The organism is Streptomyces sp. 1114.5 (assembly GCF_003635085.1).
Lineage (GTDB): Bacteria > Actinomycetota > Actinomycetes > Streptomycetales > Streptomycetaceae > Kitasatospora.
The window spans coordinates 3,142,186-3,160,161 of sequence record NZ_RBXE01000001.1 but is presented as its reverse complement, the minus strand read 5'-3'; the positions used below and the strand labels follow the sequence as shown (position 1 = coordinate 3,160,161).

Genomic DNA, 17,976 nt, shown 5'->3' with positions numbered 1-17,976 from the left:
CGTGACCAGCCCCGTCGCGAATCCTTCACGGATCCGCCGCCCGGGTGGGCCGGCGCCCGACGCGCCGCCCTCCCGGGTGCCACTACTCTCCCGTCTCCGCAGGTCGCAGGCCATCCGCTGACGTACTCAACCGTGCACCTGAGTATCCGTACTCAGTCCCCGGGCCCGGAACCGGGACGGGTGCGCCCGGCGTCCCCTGCTGCCGGTACGGTACGGCGGGGCCGGGCGGAACCGGCCCGGTTCTGCGAGGAAGGGGGAGGCCATGACGATCCTGCCGCTGATCTTCACCAGCGGACTGGCCAGCGGCATCAACGCGTACGCGGTGGTGCTGCTGCTCGGCCTGTTGGGCAGGTTCGCCGACGCGCAGTCGGTGCCGCACGCGCTGGAGCGCACGGACGTGCTGGTCGCGGCCGCCGTGCTGTTCGCGCTGGAGGCGGTGGCCGACAAGATCCCGTACGTGGACAGCGTCTGGGACGTGGTGCACACCGTGATCCGGCCGATCGCCGGCGCCACCGTCGGCGTGCTGATCGCGAGCAACGACCCCGGCTCGCTCAGCGAGGTCGCGGCCGGGGCGATGGGCGGCACCACCGCGCTGGTCAGCCACCTGGTGAAGGCCTCGCTGCGGATGGCCGTCAACACCTCTCCCGAGCCCGCCAGCAACATCGTGGTCAGCATGGCGGAGGACCTCTCGGTGGCCGGCCTGGTCACCCTGGCGATCTTCCACCCCTGGCTGGCCGCCTCGATCGCCGCCGTGGTCCTGGCCGTGGGCCTGCTGCTGGTCTGGCTGGCGATCAGCAGGATCCGCGCCTTCCGCGCCCGCCGCCGCGAACGCAGGGCCGCCCGGGCTGCGGGAACGCCCTCCCTGCAGCGGTCCTAGGATCAGTGGTCATGGCACGGATCGTCATCATCGGCGCAGGAATGAGCGGGCTCGCGGCGGCCTCCCGGCTGGCGACCCTCGGCCACCGGGTGACGGTCTGCGAGGCGGGCGGCACGTACGGGGGGATGGTCGGCCGGTACGAGCGGGACGGGTTCGCCTTCGACACCGGGCCCGGGCTGCTCGCCCTCCCGGCCGTCTACCGCGACCTCGCGCTGAAGACCGGCAAGGAGCCGCTGGAGCAGCTGGTCGAGCTGGCCCCGGTCGAGCCGGAGAGCCGGCACCTCTTCCCCGACGGGACGGTCGTCACCCTGCCCAACGCCTCCCGCGGTGGCGTCGGCCGGGCCCTGGACACGGCCTTCGGCGCCGGCTCCGGCGCCCGCTGGAGCGAGGTGATGAACCACGGCCGGACGGTCTGGGAGGCCACCCGCCGCCCGCTGCTGGAGGAACCGCTCCCGGCCGACCGGGCGTTCCTGGGCACCGACCCGTACCCCGTCCCTCCGCGCACCGGCCTGGCCCGGCTGCGCCGCCCCGCGCCGTGGACCCTGCGGGACGTGGCGGCGCGCCGACTGGACGGCCACCCCGGGCTGACCGCCCTGCTGTTCGAGCCCGCCGTCCGGTACGGCTTCCTGCCCGGCCGGGCCCCCGCCGGGGCCACCGTGCTGCCGTACATGGAGCAGTCCTTCGGCGTCTGGTACGTCCGGGGCGGCCTGCGCGCCCTGGCCGAGGCCGTGTACCGGCGCTGCGAGCTTCGCAAGGTCGACTTCCGCTTCGACACGCCCGTCACCCGGGTGGTCGTCGAGGACGGGCGGGCCTGCGGCGTGCAGACGGCGGACGGCCGGATCGACGCCGACCTGGTGATCTCGGCGATGGACGCCGACGCGCTGTTCCGCAGCGGGCTGGCCGAGTGGCCGGGCAGGCCGGCCGCCACGTGGCAGCCGTCCGGGGCGCCCGGCCGGTTCACCGTGCTGCTCGCCCTGCGCGGCCCACGGCCCGAGGGCGCCGCGCACCGCACGGTGGTGCACGCGGCCGACCTCGCCGCCGAGGAGCGCGCCCTGGCCCTCGACGCCCCGCTCTGCGAGCGCCCCACCGTGCAGGTGCTGCGCCCGGACGACCCGGCGCTGCGCCCCGACGACGCCCACGAGAGCGTGGTGCTGACCGCGACCGTGCCCGCCCAGGGCGGGGTCGACTGGACCGCGCCCGGCGTCGCCGACCGCTACGCCGACCGGCTGCTCGACCACGTCGACGCGGCCGGGCTCGGCCTGCGCGCGCGGGTGCTGTGGCGGGTCGTGCGCACCCCGGAGGACACCCGCCGGGAGACCGGCGCCCTCGGCGGCTCGGTTGCGCTGCCGGTCCTCGCCGGGGCCGACGGCGCCTGGCTGAAGACCGCCAACGAGTCGCCCGTCCCCGGCCTCTACCTCATCGGCGGCACCGCCCATCCGGGCGGCGGGCTCGCCCGGGTCGGGATGTCGGCCTGCATCGCGGCCGACCTGGTCGGCCCGGCGTAGCCCCCGCCCGGGCAGGGCCCTACTGCTGCCAGGTGTTCTGCTGCTGGTAGCCGTAGTTCTGGTCGTACGCCGGCTGCTGCGGGACGCCCTGGGCCTGCGGGTCGGGCTGCGGCTGCCACTGCTGGTGCTGCTGCTGGTGCTGGTGCTCGTGCTGCTGGGCGTTCGGATCCCAGGCCGCCTGCTGGTGCAGCTGCTCCTGCTGGTAACCCGCGTACTGGTCCTGCTGCTGGTAGTTGCCGTACGGGTCCGGCTGCTGCGGGCTCTGCTGCTGCGGGTAGGCGCCGTAGGACTGGTCGTAGCCGTAGGCGGTCTGCTGCTGGGTCTGCCACTGCTGCTGGTCGTAGCCGCCCTGGTAGGCGCCGCCGTACGGGTCCTGGACCTGCTGCTGGTGCGGCTGCGGCTGCTCGTAGTACGAGGACGCGTAGACGCCGTCCTGGGCGAGCTCCTGCATCTCGAAGGCCGCCGTCTGCTCGACCTCCGGCAGCTCCTCGGGCTCCGACTGAGCGGCGGCCGGGGGCTCCTCGACGGCGCTGACCTCGCCGACCCGCTCCTCGGCGACCACGACGGCCGCCGCCGCGCCACCGCCGGTCAGGGCGCCGAGCAGCGGCACCTTGGCGAGCGGACCGGGCAGGCTGCCGTCGGCGTTCCGCAGGGACCAGCCGTTCCGGTAGCCGCGCTTGACCGAGAGGGTGACGAAGGTCTGCCCGACGGCGAACAGTGCCGCGCCGGCTCCGATCACCACGACCGACCCGAGGCTCATCCCGGCGGCCACGCCCAGGAAGCCCACCAGGGCCAGGACGCGCCAGTGCAGCGGCGCCCGGTTCTGCAGCAGCACCTCGGCGACCAGCCAGAGCGCCACCACCGCCAACGCGGCGTACAGCAGCAGGTATCCGATGCCCATCCGCCCGCTACCTCCAGTCGCGTGCCCGCGCGTCCGCGCCGCGCGTGTCCGGCGACTGTACCGGTTCAACGGCCGAGGTACCGCATCGCGTTCCCGCCGCGCCCGGCACCGGCCGCACACGACCGAGCCCGCCACCGACGCGACGGTGACGGGCTCGTGAACAGCGGGGTCTAGGGCCTGTCCGGCGGATCTTGTCGGATCAGCGCGCGGCTCCCCCAGCCTTCGGCCGGGAGGTACCCCCACTTCGCGCCCGTCTGGGCGTGCGCCCGAATCGCCCTCGTACTGGGTGTACTTGGACGATTCGGGCGTGCGTCCAGGCGGGATGATCCGGCGTCGTGCGCCCGGCAAGATCCGCCGGACAGGCCCTAACGCTGGTGCAGGCCCAGGTTCTGGTAGATCTCCAGCGTCGCCGTGGAGTGGTTCAGCGTGATGAAGTGCAGGCCGGGCGCGCCCTCGGCGAGGAGGCGTTCGGCCATCGCCGTGGCGTGCTCCATGCCGACGGCCCGCAGCGCCGCCGGGTCGTCGATGGCCGCCCGCAGGCGGGCCTCCAGGTCGGCGGGGAAGGGCGCGCCGCTGAGCTGCGGGAAGCGCTCCAGCTGCTTGGCGTTGGTCACCGGCATGATCTCCGGGATGATCGGCGCCTCGCAGCCGGCGGCCGTCACCCGGTCGCGCAGCCGCAGGTAGTCGTCCACCTCGAAGAACATCTGGGTGATCGCGTAGTCGGCCCCGGAGCGGATCTTCGCGACGAAGTGCCGGATGTCCTCGTCCCAGTCGGTCGACCGCGGGTGCATGTTCGGCGAGGCCGCGACGCCCACGCAGAAGTCGCCGATGCCCTTGATCAGCTCCACCAGCTCGTAGGCGTAGGTGACGCCCTCGGGGTGCGTGACCCACTCGCCCATCGGGTCACCGGGCGGGTCGCCCCGGACCGCGAGGACGTTCCGCACGCCCTGGTCGGCGTACTGGCCGATGATGTTGCGCAGCTCCGCGATCGAGTGGTCCACGGCGGTCAGGTGGGCGACCGGGGTCAGCGTGGTCTCGGTCGCGATCCGGCCGACCATGTTGACGGTGCGCTCGCGCGAGGAGCCGCCGGCGCCGTACGTCATGCAGACGAAGTTGGGGTCGAGCGGTTCGAGTCGGCGGATGGCGTCCCAGAGCTTCTGCTCGCCCACCTCGCTGCGCGGCGGCATGAACTCGAAGGAGAAGGAGCGCTTGCCGGCCGCCAGGAGGTCGCGGACCGTCAGTGCGCGATCCGTTCTCGTGGAAGCGATACCGAGTGCCATGCTGGCAGGCTATCCGGCCTTCGAGGAGGGCGGACAACCGTATTCCACGGATTGAGACAACTGGCGGACGGCATTCCGCTTCTGCCTGCGCGCCCACCGGCCACTCCCGGGGCCGCTCCCCGGGCCGCCCTCCGGGCCGCTCGCACGCCCGTTCCCAGCTGCCCCGCTAGGCTGGCTGCACCCCCAGAGAACCAGCGGAGCCCCATCGTGACCTCGTCCAGCACCCGGCCGGCCAACCCCATTGACGTGGAGGACGTCCGGACACGCGTCAACGCCGCGCTCGCCGCGTTCATGGACGGCCAGTCCGCGATGCTCGGCACGATCTCGCCCCAGCTGGTGCCGGCCTCCGACGCGCTGCGCGACTTCCTGCTGGACGGCGGCAAGCGGCTGCGCCCGGCCTTCTGCTACTGGGGCTGGCGCGGCGCCGGAGGCCCGGCCGAGGGGGCGGGCGGCGAGGGGATCGCCAACGCGGCCGCCGCCCTGGAACTGCTCCAGGCGAGTGCCCTGGTGCACGACGACCTGATGGACCGCAGCGACACCCGCCGCGGCCTGCCCTCGATCCACCGCCGCTTCGAGGCGCTGCACCGCGACAGCGGCTGGCGCGGCGACCGCGAGCAGTACGGCGCCTCGGCCGCCGTCCTGCTCGGCGACCTGCTGCTGATCTGGTGCGACGAGCTGTTCCTGCGCTCGGGCCTGGAGCCGGCCGCGGTGCTGGCCGCCAAGCCGGTGTTCGACCTGATGCGCACCGAGGTCATGCTCGGCCAGTACCTGGACGTGCTGGAGCCGGTGGCCGGCGACTCGACCGACGAGGGCGCGCTGGACCGGGCGCAGACGGTGCTGCACTACAAGTCCGCGAAGTACACGATCGAGCGGCCGCTGCAGGTCGGCGCGCTGCTGGCGGGCGCCGGGCCGGAGCTGGTCGAGGCCTTCGGGGCGTTCGGGCTCCCGCTGGGCGAGGCCTTCCAGCTGCGGGACGACCTGCTCGGCGTCTTCGGGGACCCGGCCGTCACCGGCAAGCCGGCCGGCGACGACCTGCGCGAGGGCAAGCGCACCCTGCTGGTCGCGCACGCGATGCGGGGCCTGTCGGCCGCCGACGCCCGGCACCTGGACGAGCGGCTCGGCGCGCCGGACCTGGCGGCCGAGGAGGTCGCCGGGCTGCGCGAGCTGGTCGCCCGCAGCGGTGCGCCCGAGCTGGTGGAGCACCGGATCGAGGAGCTGATGCGGCAGTCGCTGGCCGCGCTGGAGGCGGCGCCGCTGGTGGACGAGCGGGCCCGCCTGGTGCTGCTGGCGCTGGCCGAGGCCGCCACCGTCCGCAAGTACTGAGGCCTGCGGACGGCGGAGGCCCGGACACACCCGGGGGGCTCAGCTGGCGCGCACCCGCCGGGACAGCTCCGCGGCGGCCGCCCGCGGGTCCTCCGCGGCGGTGATGGCCCGGACCACGACGATCCGGCGGGCACCGGCGGCCAGCACCTCGTCCAGGTTGCCGAGGTCGATCCCGCCGATGGCGAACCACGGCCGGTCGGTGGCCTGCTTCGCCGCGTACGAGACCAGGCCGAGGCCCGGCGCCGGGCGGCCCGGCTTGGTCGGGGTCGGCCAGACCGGGCCGGTGCAGAAGTAGTCCACGCCGGGCTCGGCGACCGCCGCGTCCACCTCGGACTCGGCGTGGCAGGAGCGGCCGATCAGGACGTCCTCGCCCAGGATCGCCCGGGCGGCCGGCACCGGCAGGTCGTCCTGGCCGAGGTGCAGCACGTCCGGCCGGGCCGCGTGGGCGACGTCGGCGCGGTCGTTGACGGCCAGCAGCTTGCCGTGGCGGCGGCAGGCGTCGGCGAAGACCTCCAGGGCCTCCAGTTCCTGCTTGGCCTCCAGGCCCTTGTCGCGCAGCTGGACGATGTCCACGCCGCCCGCCAGCGCCGCGTCCAGGAACTCGGCGAGGTCGCCCTGCTCCCGGCGGGCGTCGGTGCACAGGTAGAGCCGGGCGTCGGCCAGCCGCTCGCGCCGCGGGGTCGTCACAGCGCCATCGCCTGGGCGCGGCGCTTGACCTCGGTGGCGCGGTTCTCCCACAGCGCCTGGATCGGGGTGCCGGGCAGCGACGGGTCCTCGGTGAACATCCACTCGATGATCTCGTCGTCGCGGAACCCGCTGTCGCGCAGCACGGTCAGCAGCCCGATCAGGTGCTTGACCGGGCCGTCCTCGTCGATGAACGCCGCCGGGACCTGAAGGGACTTGTTGGGACCGCGGCGGACCGCGATCAGGTCACCCTTCTTGACCATGTTGCGGACCTCGGTGACCACCACACCCCACCGCTCGGAGATGTCGGGCAGGTACAGCCACGCCGGGACCAGGGATTCAATCTTGCTTTCGATCTCGCTCACGCCACCAGACTGCCACCTCCGCAGCCCGCCGCGCACCAGGCACTACCCCGCGACGGCCGACTTCAGCGGCACCGCCGGGTCCGCCGCACGGGCCGGGTCCAGTGCCGCCCCGCGCTCGATCAGCTTCCGCCCCTGGGTGAGGTCGCGCGGCCGGTCCACGGTCAGCAGCGCGCTCGGCACCCCGTCGCGCAGCCAGAGCACCGCCCAGGAGGCGTCCTGCGGGCTGCCGCGCCACAGCAGCTCGTCGCTCTCGGCGTGCCGGCCGGCGTACTGGACCATCCGCCCGAACTGCTCCGACCAGAAGTACGGCACCGGGTCGTACGGCGGCGCCTCCGCGCCGAGCACGGCGGCGGCCACCGCCTCGCCGGACTGCAGCGCGTGGTCCCAGTGCTGGACGGCCAGTCGGGCGCCGGCCCGGGCCGAGGGGTAGCTGACGCAGTCGCCGGCCGCGAAGACGCCGGGCAGGCCGGTGCGCAGCCGCTCGTCCACCACGACGGCTCCGGCCTCGTCCAGTTCGACGCCGGAGCCGGCCAGCCAGCCGGTCGCGGGCCTGGCCCCGACGCCGACCACCACCTCGTCGGCGGGCAGGTGAGAACCGTCCGCCAGCAGCACCGCGCCGGGCTCGACGGCGGCCACCCCGACCCCGCAGCGCAGGTCGACACCGGCCTCGGCGTACCAGGCGGCCATCGCCGAGCCGATGGCGGTCGGCAGCGCGCCGGGCAGCGGCGCCGGGCCCGCCTCGACCACGGTCACCGCGCAGCCCGCCTGGCGGGCGGCGGTGGACACCTCGGCGCCGATCCAGCCCGCGCCGACCAGCACCAGCCGCAGGCCGGGGCGCAGCAGTGCGCGCAGCGCCAGGGCGTCGTCCAGGGTGTGCAGCAGGTGCGCGCGCTCGGCGCCGGGCAGGGCGCGCGGGACGGCGCCGGTGGCGATCACCAGCGAGCCGTACGGCAGGTCGCCGCCGTCGGTGTGCAGCACGCCGGGGGTGAGGCCGGTGGCGCGGCGGCCGGTGAGCACCTCGATGCCGAGGTTCGGGTAGTCGATGTCCAGGGTGGTGCTGTCGCTCTTGCCGAGCAGCACGTCCTTGGAGAGCGGCGGCCGGTCGTACGGCGCGTGCGGCTCTTCGCCGACCAGGACGATCCGCCCCCGCCAGCCCCCCTGCCGCAGCTTCAGGACGCACTGCGCCCCGGCCAGCCCGGCCCCGACGACGACCACCTGATCCGTTCCGCTCAGCTCTGCCACGCCCGTCACTGTACCCAGCACCCCACCACCGCCCCAGGGGCCGTCCACCCCTCGTACGGGCCTTCGGCCGGGCCGGGCCCCGGCGTTATGGTGGGGACACCATCACGGGAGCCCGGCGAACCGGGCTGAGAGGCGGGCTGACACGGCCTGCGACCGTCCGAACCTGATCCGGGTCATACCGGCGAAGGGAGAAGAGCAGCCTTGACACGCTTGCCATCGGGCGCCCGCACCGACGTCCTGGTGATCGGCGGGGGCATCATCGGCCTCGCCGTCGCCTGGCGCGCCGCGCAGCGCGGGCTGCGCACCGCCGTGGTCGACCCCTCCCCCGGTCGCGGGGCCGCCGCGGTCGCGGCCGGGATGCTCGCCCCGGTCACCGAGCTCCAGTACGGCGAGGAGCCGCTGCTGCGCCTCGGCATGGCCTCGAACCAGCGGTACGCGGCCTTCGCCGCCGAGCTCTCCGGGGCGAGCGGCGGCGAGGACACCGGCTACCGCCGCTGCGGGACGGTCGCCGTCGCGCTGGACTCCGACGACCGCGAGGAACTGCGCGAGCTGCACGCCTTCCACCAGCGGCTCGGCCTGGAGTCGAGTTGGCTGACCGGCCGGGAGGCCCGCAGGCTGGAGCCGATGCTCGCCCCCGGCGTCCGCGGCGGCCTGCACGTCGCCGACGACCACCAGGTGGATCCCCGGCGGCTGCTCACCGCACTACTGCTGGCCGGTGAGCGCGCGGGCGTCGTCGGCCACCGCGCCGAGGCCGTCGAGCTGCTGGTCGAGGACGGCCGCGCGGTCGGAGCCCGGCTCGGCACCGGGGACACGGTGACCGCCGATCAGGTCGTCCTCGCCGCGGGACCGCACAGCCACCGGCTGGCCGGCCTGCCCGAGGGCGTGCTGCCGGCGGTCCGTCCGGTGAAGGGCCAGATCCTGCGCCTGCGGATCCCCGACGCGTACCGGCCGTTCCTGAACCGCAACGTCCGCGCGGTGGTGCGCGGCCGGCACCTCTACCTGGTGCCCCGGGAGAACGGCGAGTTGGTGATCGGCGCGACCACCGAGGAGCAGGGCTACGACACCACCGTCACCGCCGGCGGGGTGTACGAACTCCTGCGCGATGCCCACGAGTTGGTCCCGGGCATCACCGAACTCCCGCTGCTGGAGACCTCGGCGGGCCTGCGCCCGGGCTCCCCCGACAACGCCCCGCTGCTCGGCCCGACCTCGCTGCCCGGCCTGGTCGCCGCCACCGGTCACTACCGCAACGGCGTGCTGCTCACCCCGGTGACCGCCGACCTGCTCTCCGAGTACCTGGCCACCGGCGAACTCCCCGAACTGGCCGAGCCGTTCACCCCCACCCGGTTCTCCCCCGACCGCTCCACCACGAAGGCCTCCGCATGACCGAGATCGCCCTGACCGTCAACGGCGTGCCCCGCCAGGTACCCGCAACGTCCACCCTCGCCGAGGTGGTGGCGACCGTCAGCGCCGCCAACACCGGCGTCGCCGCCGCGCTCAACGAGGCCGTGGTGCCCCGCAGTTCGTGGTCCGAGACGCCGCTGAACACGGGCGACCGGGTGGAGATCCTGACCGCCGTGCAGGGAGGCTGAGATGGCCGACGACCTGCTGACCATCGCCGGCACGAGCTTCTCCTCCCGGCTGATCATGGGCACCGGCGGCGCCCCGAGCCTGGAGGTCCTGGAGCGCGCCCTGCTCGCCTCCGGCACCGAGCTGACCACCGTCGCGATGCGCCGGGTCGACGCCGGCACCCAGGGCTCCGTCCTGGACGTGCTGACTCGCAACGGCATCCGCGTCCTGCCCAACACGGCGGGCTGCTTCACCGCCGGCGAGGCCGTGCTGACCGCCCGGCTGGCCCGCGAGGCGCTCGGCACCGACTGGGTGAAGCTGGAGGTGATCGCCGACGAGCGGACCCTCCTGCCGGACCCGATCGAGCTGCTGGACGCCGCCGAGACCCTGGTCGACGACGGCTTCACGGTGCTGCCGTACACCAACGACGACCCGGTGCTGGCCCGCAAGTTGGAGGACGTCGGCTGCGCCGCCATCATGCCGCTGGGCTCGCCGATCGGCTCCGGCCTCGGCATCCGCAATCCGCACAACTTCCAGCTGATCGTGGAGAGCGCGGGCGTCCCGGTGATCCTGGACGCGGGCGCCGGCACCGCCTCCGACGTCGCGCTGGCGATGGAGCTGGGCTGCGCCGCGGTGATGCTCGCCTCCGCGGTGACCAGGGCTCAGGACCCGGTGCTGATGGCCGAGGCGATGCGGCACGCCGCCGAGGCGGGCCGGCTCGCCCACCGGGCCGGCCGCATCCCGCGCCGCTTCCACGCCGAGGCCTCCTCCGCGATGGCCGGCCGGGCCGACCTGGACACCCGGGAACACCCGGCCTTCTAGGAAGAGTCCTGCGGAGCCCGGCGTGTCACAAGCCGGGCACAGCCGGGCCCGGGGCTGCGTCCCCAGGGTCCGGCCGCCCGGCCCGGCACTAGACTCCCGCGGGTGGACATGGCACTGCACGACCCCCTGATCGGCACGCTGCTCGACAACCGGTACCGGGTCGAGCAGCGCATCGCGACCGGCGGGATGTCCACCGTCTACCGGGGCACCGACACCCGCCTGGACCGGGTGGTCGCCCTCAAGGTGATGCACCCCTCGCTGGCCGGCGACGAGGGCTTCACCGCCCGCTTCATCCGCGAGGCCAAGGCGATCGCCAAGCTCACCCACCCCAACGTGGTGAACGTCTTCGACCAGGGCGCCGACGGCGGAAACGTTTTCCTCGCCATGGAGTACGTGCCCGGCCGCACCCTGCGCGACCTGCTGCGCGACCGCGGCGCGCTCTCCGTCCGGGCCGCGCTGGACGTCCTGGAGCCGGTGCTCGCCGCCCTGGGCGCCGCCCACCGGGCCGGGCTGGTCCACCGGGACGTCAAGCCGGAGAACGTGCTGATCACCGAGAGCGGCCTGGTCAAGGTCGCCGACTTCGGCCTGGTCCGGGTGCTCGGCACCGCCGACGGCGCCCCCACCTCCACCAGCACCGCCACCGGCGGCACGGTCATGGGCACCGTCTCCTACCTGGCGCCCGAGCAGATCCTCCCGGACGCCCCCACCGACCAGCGGGTCGACGTCTACGCGGCCGGCATCCTGCTGTACGAGATGCTCACCGGCCGCCGCCCGCACACCGGCGACAACCCCGTCCAGGTCATGTACAAGCACCTGCACGAGGACGTCCCCGCCCCCTCCCTGGTCGCCCCCGCCGTCGGCCCCGAGCTGGACGCGATAGTGGCCGGAGCCTGCGCCCGGACCGCCGATGCCCGCCCGTACGACGCGGTCGAGCTGTTGGCCGCCCTCCAGCGGGTCCGCCGCACGCTGAGCCCGGAGGAGCTGGACGCCGAGCCGCCGGCCTCCACCCGGCCCAGCCCGCGCTACCCCACCAGCGAGCCGACCTCGGTGATCCAGCCGCTGCCGCGGCCCGCCGACGCCCCGCCGCCGGAGCGCACCAGCGTGCTGGACGTCCCGCCGGAGCTGATGGACCAGCTGCTCACCGAGCCGCGCCCGTACGACGAGCCGGCTCCGGCCCGCGAACGCCGCCCGGGCCTGCTGCGCCGCCTCCCCCGCAAGCCGCTGATCTGGGCCGTCGCACTGATCGCCCTGGTACTGGCGGTCGGCGGCGCCACCTACGGGCTCTCCGAGGGGCTGTACGGCTCGGTGCCCGGCGTGCTCGGCAAGGACCGGGCCGAGGCGCAGCGGATCCTGGACACCGAGGGCCTGCACGGCAGGTTCGTCGAGGCGTTCAGCGAGTCCGTCCCGTCCGGCCAGGTGATCTCCACCGATCCGGGGGTGGGGGCGCGGACCCGCCGGAGCGACAGCATCACCGTGACGGTGTCCAAGGGCCCCAAGCGGATCGCGGTGCCGGACCTCGCCGGCAGGAGCGCCGCCGACGCCGCCGCGGCCCTGGCCGGCGCCTCGCTGACCAAGGGCGCGGTGACCGAGACCTACAACGACGGCGTACCGGAGGGCTCGGTGATCAGCAGCTCGCCGGCGGCCGGGCAGCTGTTGCAGGAGAACACCGCGGTCTCGCTGGTGGTCAGCAAGGGCATGGTGCCTGTCCCGGACGTCTCCGGGATGACCAAGGACGAGGCGCAGAAGGCGCTGCAGGCGGCGGGCTTCACCATGCAGACCAGCGGCTGGGACGTGTTCGGCGCGGTCAAGGCCTCCGGCCAGTCCCCGGCGGCCGGCGAGCGCCGGCCGCAGCGCAGCACGGTGACGGTGAAGTTCTCACTGTTCTGACCGGCGTCTCCGACCAGCGTCAGCGCAGCGGCCCGTCGCCGGGCTTCTCCTGGTAGGAGTAGCGCTGCTCGCGCCAGGGGTCGGCGAGGTTGTGGTAGCCGCGTTCCTCCCAGAAGCCGCGCCGGTCGGCCCGCATGTACTCCACCGCGCGGACCCACTTCGGGCCCTTCCAGGCGTAGAGCCGCGGTACCACGAGCCGGACCGGGAAGCCGTGCTCGGCGGTCAGCGCCTCGCCGTTGCGGTGGGTGGCGAGCAGGGTGTGCGGGTCGGCGAAGTCGGCCAGCCGCAGGTTGGCGCTGTAGCCGTACTCGGCCCAGACCATCACGTGGGTGACGCCGGGCGCCGGGGGCACCAGGTCGAGCACGGCGGCGGCCGACACGCCCGTCCACTCGTTGCCGAGGACGGAGAACTTGGTGACGCAGTGCAGGTCCGCGACGACGGTGGTGCGCGGCAGGGCGTTGAAGGCCTCGAAGTCCCAGCTGTGCTTCTCCGCCGAGGCGGTGGCGCCGAACACCTGGAGGTCCCAGGTCAGCGGCTTGAAGCGGGGCACCGGCCCGTAGTGCAGAGCGGGCCAGCCGCGCTGTGCGCGCTGGCCCGGGGGGAGGCTCGGGTCAGACGGCGGAAGCGGTTCGTTACTGGACTGACCCATGGATCCATGGTGACAGACGGCGGGCGGGCGCCGACGCGCGCCCCTTTGGAGCTGATTCACGCCCCGCCCGTACGGACCAACGGTCGATCGTCCACCATCGGAGCCCGCCCGACACTCCGCCCACAGCTCCACCCGCCGCCCCTCACACTTCCACCCAAATCGGATATTCCGACACATGTCCTAGTGAGTGTGAACTTACTGGAATTTCTTCCCGGCACGGTGCCAGGATGCGCAGCGCAGCACCCACCGCAGGACGAGCGCAGGAGGCACCGCCATGCAGGGCGATCCCGAGGTCATCGAGTTCCTCAACGAACAGCTCACCGCCGAGCTGACCGCGATCAACCAGTACTTCCTGCACGCCAAGATGCAGGAGAACTTCGGCTGGACGAAGCTCGCCAAGTACACCCGGCACGAGTCCTTCGACGAGATGAAGCACGCCGAGACGCTCACCGACCGGATCCTGTTCCTGGAGGGCCTGCCCAACTACCAGCGGCTGTTCCACGTCCGGATCGGCCAGACGGTGCAGGAGATGTTCGAGGCCGACCGCCAGGTCGAGGTCGAGGCGATCGACCGGCTCAAGCGCGGGATCGTGGTGATGCGGGCCAAGAACGACGTCACCTCGGCGAACATCTTCGAGGACATCCTGGCCGACGAGGAGCACCACATCGACTACCTCGACACCCAGCTGGAACTGCTGGCCAAGCTCGGCGAGCCGCTCTACCTGGCCCAGCTCATCGAGCAGCCGGAGTCCTGAGGACTCAGGGCCCCCCGAGGGCTCAGGCCACGCGCAGCGGAACCACCGGGGCCACCGGGGCCACGGGCGCGATCGGGGCCGCCCCCCGGGCCTCCGGTGCAGGGTCGGCCTGGACCTCCGGGTCCGCGAGGCCGAGCTTCGCGGCCAGCCGGGCGGTCGGGCAGGGCCGGGCGCCGTGCTCACCGAGCAGCGCCTGGATCCGGCGCACGCAGGACCCGCAGTCGGTGCCGGCCTTGCAGCCCTTCGCTATCTGGCGCGGGGTGTTGGCGCCCCCGTCGATCGCCTTCTTCACCTGGTCCTCGGTGACCGCATGGCACATGCACACGTACATCGCGGTCTCTCCCGGGGGTGAAGCGGAGTGGATCTTGACTAAGGCTTGCCTTAGTTCACTAAGCCTCACCTTACCTGGCGATCCGGGTACGAAAAAGCCCCTCCGGCCTCGGGAATCCCGAATCCGGAGGGGTCTTCGTCACAGGGACTCGCCCGCTGGGGCTCACTGCCCCCGGTACATCTCCGCCACCAGGAACGCCAGGTCCAGCGACTGGCTGCGGTTGAGCCGCGGGTCGCAGGCCGTCTCGTAGCGCTGGTGCAGGTCGTCCACCAGGACCTCGTCACCGCCGCCGACGCACTCGGTGACGTCGTCGCCGGTCAGCTCCACGTGGATGCCGCCCGGGTGGGTGCCGAGCGCGCGGTGCACCTCGAAGAAGCCCTTGACCTCGTCCAGGACGTCGTCGAAGCGGCGGGTCTTGTGCCCGCTGGAGGCCTCGAAGGTGTTGCCGTGCATCGGGTCGCAGATCCACACCGGCTTGGCGCCGGAGGCGGTGACCTTCTCCAGCAGGGTGGGCAGGTGCTCGCGGATCTTGCCCGCGCCCATCCGGGTGATGAAAGTCAGGCGGCCGGGCTCGCGCTCCGGGTCCAGCTTCTCGATCAGGGCCAGCGCCTCGTCCACCGAGGTGGTCGGGCCGAGCTTGACGCCGATCGGGTTGCGGATCTTCGAGGCGAACTCGATGTGCGCGTGGTCCAGCTGCCGGGTGCGCTCGCCGATCCACACCATGTGGCCGGAAACGTCGTACAGCTCGCCGGTGCGCGAGTCCACGCGGGTCAGCGCGGTCTCGTAGTCGAGGACCAGCGCCTCGTGCGAGGAGAAGAACTCGACCGCCTTGAACTCCTCCGGCACCACGCCACAGGCGCTCATGAACGCCAGGGCGTTGTCGATCTCCCGGGCGAGCTGCTCGTAGCGCTGGCCGGCCGGCGAGTTGCGCACGAAGTCCTGGTTCCAGGCGTGCACCTGGCGCAGGTCGGCGTAACCACCGGTGGTGAAGGCGCGCACCAGGTTGAGCGTCGCGGCGGACGCGTTGTACATCCGCTTCAGGCGCTCCGGGTCCGGGATCCGGGACTCGGGGGTGAACTCGAAGCCGTTCACCGAGTCGCCGCGGTAGACCGGCAGGGTCACGCCGTCGCGGGTCTCGGTCGACTTGGAGCGCGGCTTGGAGTACTGACCGGCGATGCGGCCGACCTTCACCACGGGCACCGAGGCCGCGTACGTCAGCACGGCGGCCATCTGCAGCAGGGTCTTCAGCTTGTTGCGGATGTGCTCCGCCGAAACACCGTCGAAGGCCTCGGCACAGTCACCACCCTGGAGGAGGAACGCCTCCCCGCGGGCCACGGCTCCGAGCCGGGCACGCAGCTGGTCGCACTCACCGGCGAACACGAGCGGCGGATACGAGGCGAGCTCGGCAAGGGTCTTGCGCAGAGCCTCTTGGTCCGGCCATTCAGGCTGCTGCGCCGCGGGCAGGGACTGCCAGGAGTGGGCAGCCCTCGATGTCTCAGTCGTAGCGGTCACACGGCAAGGCTACGGGGTGACGCGAGCGAATCGTGACCATTGCCCGATGGGTGAGACGCATCTCGGACATCTGACGTGATCGGCCCCACCAGCCCCACCGGATCCGCTACTGTCGAACACATGCACGCGCACCACAACTCCTCCTGGTGGTGGGCCTCCCCCGAGGGCGGCCCACCGATCGCGCGTTCCTGAGACGACACGACGGCCGCCCCGGAGGGGCGGCCGTCGGCATCTCGGCAGACGGCCACCCTCCCGGAGCGGATCGAGCACAGCCCTGATCAGCTACTCGGAAGGAAGCCGTACCAGTGACCACGACCGCCGACCTGCTCACCCGTCTCACCTCCCCGAACGCCCCGGCATTCGCCCTGCTGCACCGCCGCACCCCGCGGCTCACGCCGGACACCGTCGAGGTGCTGCTGGGCACCGTCGACAGCTACGAACACCTCGCCGACCTCCCGGTGCGCAACGGCGTCCCGGCCGGCGGCACCCCGGTGCACGACCTGCTCGCGCTGGTCCCGTACCGACAGATCCGCGAGCGCGGTTTCCGGACACATGACGACGGCACCCCGCTGCAGGCCCTGTCAGTGGCCGAACAGCATGTCCTCCCGTTGGCCGAATTCCTCTCCGAGCTGCCGCAGTTGCCGGTCACGCTTGACGGTGGCGCGTTCGACGTGGACGACGATTCGTACGCCTCGATCGTCCGCCGGGTGATCGACGAGGAGATCGGCAACGGCGAGGGCGCCAACTTCGTGATCCGGCGCGACTTCCACGCCACGCTCGAAGACTTCTCGCCCGAGCTCGCACTGACGCTCTTCCGTCGGCTGCTGGAGCAGGAGCGCGGCGCGTACTGGACCTTCCTGGTGCACACCGGCGACCGGGTGCTGGTCGGCGCCTCCCCCGAGGTGCACGTCCGCCAGAGCGGCGGCACCGTCGTGATGAACCCGATCTCCGGCACCTACCGCTATCCGGCGGGCGGCTCCGACATCGACTCGCTGCTCGACTTCCTCCACGACCCCAAGGAGCTGGAGGAGCTCACCATGGTCGTGGACGAGGAACTCAAGATGATGTGCACGGTCGGCGACCTCGGCGGCCAGGTGCTCGGGCCCCGCCTCAAGGAGATGTCCCACCTCGCCCACACCGAGTACGAGCTGCGCGGGCGCACCTCGCTGGACGTGCGCGAGGTGCTCCGCGAGACGATGTTCGCCGCGACCGTCACCGGCAGCCCGGTCGAGAACGCCACCCGGGTCATCCAGCGCTACGAGCCGACCGGGCGCGGCTACTACTCCGGCGCGCTCGCGCTGATCGGACGCTCCGCCAGCGGCGGGCAGCTGATGGACTCACCGATCTGCATCCGCACCGCCGACATCGACCCGGCCACCGGCCGGCTGGTCGTCCGGGTCGGCGCCACGCTGGTGCGCCACTCCGTCCCGGAGTCCGAGGTCGCCGAGACGCACGCCAAGGCCGCCGGGGTGCTCACCGCGATCGGCGCCCGGCCCGCCCCCGCCCGGCTGCCCCACCCCGCCGGCCCCCGGCTCGCCGACGACCACCGGGTCCAGGCCGCCCTCGACGCCCGCCGGGCCGGTCTCGCGCCGTTCTGGCTGCGGATGCAGACCTCGACCCGGGTCACCGAGGCCGAGCAGACGCTGGTCGTGGACGGCGAGGACACCTTCACCTCGATGCTCCGCCACCTGCTCCGCTCGCTCGGCCACCAGGTGCAGGTGGTCCGCTACGACGCCCCGGGCCTGCGCGAGCTGGTCTCGGCGCACCGCGGCCCGCTGGTGCTCGGCCCCGGCCCCGGGGACCCGGCGCTCGCCGACGACCCCAAGATGGCCGTGCTGCGGCCGATCGTCGCGGGCGCCCTGGCCGACGTCCGCTCCGGTGCCCGCACCGCGCCGCTGCTCGCGGTCTGCCTCAGCCACCAGCTGCTCTCCGCCGAGCTCGGGCTGCCGCTCGGCCGCAAGCCCGTTCCGTACCAGGGGGCGCAGGAGACCATCGACCTGTTCGGCGCCAAGCGGACGGTCGGCTTCTACAACACCTTCACCGCGCGCTGCTCCGAGGCCGACGCGGCCCGGCTCGCCGCCGAGGGCGTCGAGGTCGCCCGGGACGCGGTGACCGGTGACGTCCACGCCCTGCGCGGGGCCGGCTTCGCGGGCCTGCAGTTCCACCCCGAGTCGGTGCTCACCCGCGAGGGCGTCGACATCGTGGCGGACCTGCTGCGCGAGACCTCGACCGTCCGGAACTGAGCCGTCGACGGTGTCCCGGGCGGGGTGGCCGCCCC

General features: G+C 73.3%; 17 protein-coding genes and 1 riboswitch. Of the genes, 9 read left to right on the top strand and 8 right to left on the bottom strand.

Annotation, left to right across the window (positions count from 1 at the left end):
- Positions 1–262: 262 nt before the first annotated feature.
- Together BX285_RS13975 and BX285_RS13970 are read left to right on the top strand one after the other, a co-directional pair.
- On the top strand, positions 263–877 hold the full coding sequence (locus tag BX285_RS13975) for a DUF4126 domain-containing protein (protein WP_121175298.1): 615 nt from the start codon (positions 263–265) through the stop codon (positions 875–877).
- Positions 878–888: 11 nt separating this feature from the next.
- Positions 889–2,382 carry an NAD(P)/FAD-dependent oxidoreductase gene (locus BX285_RS13970; protein WP_121175297.1) on the top strand — a complete coding sequence of 498 codons (1,494 nt, stop codon included), beginning with the start codon at positions 889–891 and terminating at the stop codon, positions 2,380–2,382.
- A gap of 19 nt (positions 2,383–2,401) precedes the next feature.
- Here BX285_RS13970 and BX285_RS13965 read toward each other — a convergent pair whose 3' ends face one another.
- On the bottom strand, positions 2,402–3,283 hold the full coding sequence (locus BX285_RS13965; protein ID WP_121175296.1) for a hypothetical protein: 882 nt from the start codon (positions 3,281–3,283) through the stop codon (positions 2,402–2,404).
- Between the two features lie 365 nt (positions 3,284–3,648).
- Entirely contained in the window at positions 3,649–4,563 is a 915-nt protein-coding gene (metF, locus tag BX285_RS13960) for a methylenetetrahydrofolate reductase [NAD(P)H] (RefSeq protein ID WP_097238262.1), read from the bottom strand.
- 207 nt (positions 4,564–4,770) lie between these two features.
- Here metF and BX285_RS13955 point away from each other — a divergent pair, with 207 nt between their 5' ends.
- On the top strand, positions 4,771–5,886 hold the full coding sequence (locus BX285_RS13955; RefSeq protein WP_257032823.1) for a polyprenyl synthetase family protein: 1,116 nt from the start codon (positions 4,771–4,773) through the stop codon (positions 5,884–5,886).
- Between the two features lie 39 nt (positions 5,887–5,925).
- Here the strand turns inward: BX285_RS13955 and thiE are convergent, their stop codons facing one another.
- From thiE to BX285_RS13940, 3 genes are read right to left on the bottom strand one after another with little or no spacing between them, the layout of a single operon-like run.
- Positions 5,926–6,573 carry a thiamine phosphate synthase gene (thiE, locus tag BX285_RS13950; RefSeq protein WP_097238261.1) on the bottom strand — a complete coding sequence of 216 codons (648 nt, stop codon included), beginning with the start codon at positions 6,571–6,573 and terminating at the stop codon, positions 5,926–5,928.
- Positions 6,570–6,935, bottom strand: a complete 366-nt coding sequence (locus BX285_RS13945; RefSeq protein ID WP_097238260.1) for an Rv2175c family DNA-binding protein — start codon at positions 6,933–6,935, stop codon at positions 6,570–6,572. Before BX285_RS13945 ends, thiE begins: the two co-directional genes overlap by 4 nt.
- A gap of 42 nt (positions 6,936–6,977) precedes the next feature.
- Positions 6,978–8,186 (bottom strand): NAD(P)/FAD-dependent oxidoreductase, encoded by a 1,209-nt coding sequence (locus BX285_RS13940; protein ID WP_097238259.1) that lies wholly within the window; start codon positions 8,184–8,186, stop codon positions 6,978–6,980.
- 85 nt (positions 8,187–8,271) lie between these two features.
- A riboswitch (TPP riboswitch) is annotated at positions 8,272–8,384 on the top strand.
- A 3-nt stretch (positions 8,385–8,387) separates the two neighbouring features.
- On the opposite strand from BX285_RS13940, the gene thiO reads away from it, so the two are divergent.
- The 4 genes from thiO to pknB all read left to right on the top strand — a co-directional run bounded on the left by thiO (position 8,388) and on the right by pknB (position 12,452).
- The gene (gene thiO / locus BX285_RS13935) at positions 8,388–9,560 is read left to right on the top strand and encodes a glycine oxidase ThiO (protein WP_121175295.1); all 1,173 of its coding nucleotides are present in this window, start codon (positions 8,388–8,390) and stop codon (positions 9,558–9,560) included.
- Entirely contained in the window at positions 9,557–9,766 is a 210-nt protein-coding gene (gene thiS, locus BX285_RS13930) for a sulfur carrier protein ThiS (protein ID WP_097238257.1), read from the top strand. Before thiO ends, thiS begins: the two co-directional genes overlap by 4 nt.
- A 1-nt stretch (position 9,767) precedes the next feature.
- The gene (locus tag BX285_RS13925) at positions 9,768–10,565 is read left to right on the top strand and encodes a thiazole synthase (protein WP_097238256.1); all 798 of its coding nucleotides are present in this window, start codon (positions 9,768–9,770) and stop codon (positions 10,563–10,565) included.
- Positions 10,566–10,673: 108 nt separating this feature from the next.
- Positions 10,674–12,452: a Stk1 family PASTA domain-containing Ser/Thr kinase gene (gene pknB / locus BX285_RS13920; RefSeq protein ID WP_097238255.1), complete on the top strand. Its 1,779-nt coding sequence runs from the start codon at positions 10,674–10,676 to the stop codon at positions 12,450–12,452.
- 19 nt (positions 12,453–12,471) lie between these two features.
- Here pknB and BX285_RS13915 read toward each other — a convergent pair whose 3' ends face one another.
- Positions 12,472–13,101 (bottom strand): molybdopterin-dependent oxidoreductase, encoded by a 630-nt coding sequence (locus tag BX285_RS13915; RefSeq protein ID WP_121175294.1) that lies wholly within the window; start codon positions 13,099–13,101, stop codon positions 12,472–12,474.
- Between the two features lie 274 nt (positions 13,102–13,375).
- On the opposite strand from BX285_RS13915, the gene bfr reads away from it, so the two are divergent.
- Positions 13,376–13,855, top strand: a complete 480-nt coding sequence (bfr, locus tag BX285_RS13910; protein ID WP_097238253.1) for a bacterioferritin — start codon at positions 13,376–13,378, stop codon at positions 13,853–13,855.
- 22 nt (positions 13,856–13,877) lie between these two features.
- Here the strand turns inward: bfr and BX285_RS13905 are convergent, their stop codons facing one another.
- Positions 13,878–14,186 (bottom strand): bacterioferritin-associated ferredoxin, encoded by a 309-nt coding sequence (locus tag BX285_RS13905; protein ID WP_097238252.1) that lies wholly within the window; start codon positions 14,184–14,186, stop codon positions 13,878–13,880.
- A 162-nt stretch (positions 14,187–14,348) separates the two neighbouring features.
- On the bottom strand, positions 14,349–15,698 hold the full coding sequence (locus tag BX285_RS13900; protein WP_097238251.1) for a class II 3-deoxy-7-phosphoheptulonate synthase: 1,350 nt from the start codon (positions 15,696–15,698) through the stop codon (positions 14,349–14,351).
- Between the two features lie 305 nt (positions 15,699–16,003).
- On the opposite strand from BX285_RS13900, the gene BX285_RS13895 reads away from it, so the two are divergent.
- Positions 16,004–17,941 carry an anthranilate synthase family protein gene (locus BX285_RS13895; RefSeq protein ID WP_097238250.1) on the top strand — a complete coding sequence of 646 codons (1,938 nt, stop codon included), beginning with the start codon at positions 16,004–16,006 and terminating at the stop codon, positions 17,939–17,941.
- Positions 17,942–17,976: the final 35 nt, after the last annotated feature.

What these genes read in the sequence shown, in the direction of transcription:
- bfr (WP_097238253.1), top strand. Translation starts at nt 13,376, where the DNA reads ATGCAGGGCGATCCCGAGGTCATCGAGTTCCTCAACGAACAGCTCACC.
- BX285_RS13965 (WP_121175296.1), bottom strand. Translation starts at nt 3,283, where the DNA reads ATGGGCATCGGATACCTGCTGCTGTACGCCGCGTTGGCGGTGGTGGCG.
- metF (WP_097238262.1), bottom strand. Translation starts at nt 4,563, where the DNA reads ATGGCACTCGGTATCGCTTCCACGAGAACGGATCGCGCACTGACGGTC.
- BX285_RS13970 (WP_121175297.1), top strand. Translation starts at nt 889, where the DNA reads ATGGCACGGATCGTCATCATCGGCGCAGGAATGAGCGGGCTCGCGGCG.
- BX285_RS13925 (WP_097238256.1), top strand. Translation starts at nt 9,768, where the DNA reads ATGGCCGACGACCTGCTGACCATCGCCGGCACGAGCTTCTCCTCCCGG.
- thiS (WP_097238257.1), top strand. Translation starts at nt 9,557, where the DNA reads ATGACCGAGATCGCCCTGACCGTCAACGGCGTGCCCCGCCAGGTACCC.
- BX285_RS13915 (WP_121175294.1), bottom strand. Translation starts at nt 13,101, where the DNA reads ATGGGTCAGTCCAGTAACGAACCGCTTCCGCCGTCTGACCCGAGCCTC.
- BX285_RS13905 (WP_097238252.1), bottom strand. Translation starts at nt 14,186, where the DNA reads ATGTACGTGTGCATGTGCCATGCGGTCACCGAGGACCAGGTGAAGAAG.
- pknB (WP_097238255.1), top strand. Translation starts at nt 10,674, where the DNA reads ATGGCACTGCACGACCCCCTGATCGGCACGCTGCTCGACAACCGGTAC.
- BX285_RS13975 (WP_121175298.1), top strand. Translation starts at nt 263, where the DNA reads ATGACGATCCTGCCGCTGATCTTCACCAGCGGACTGGCCAGCGGCATC.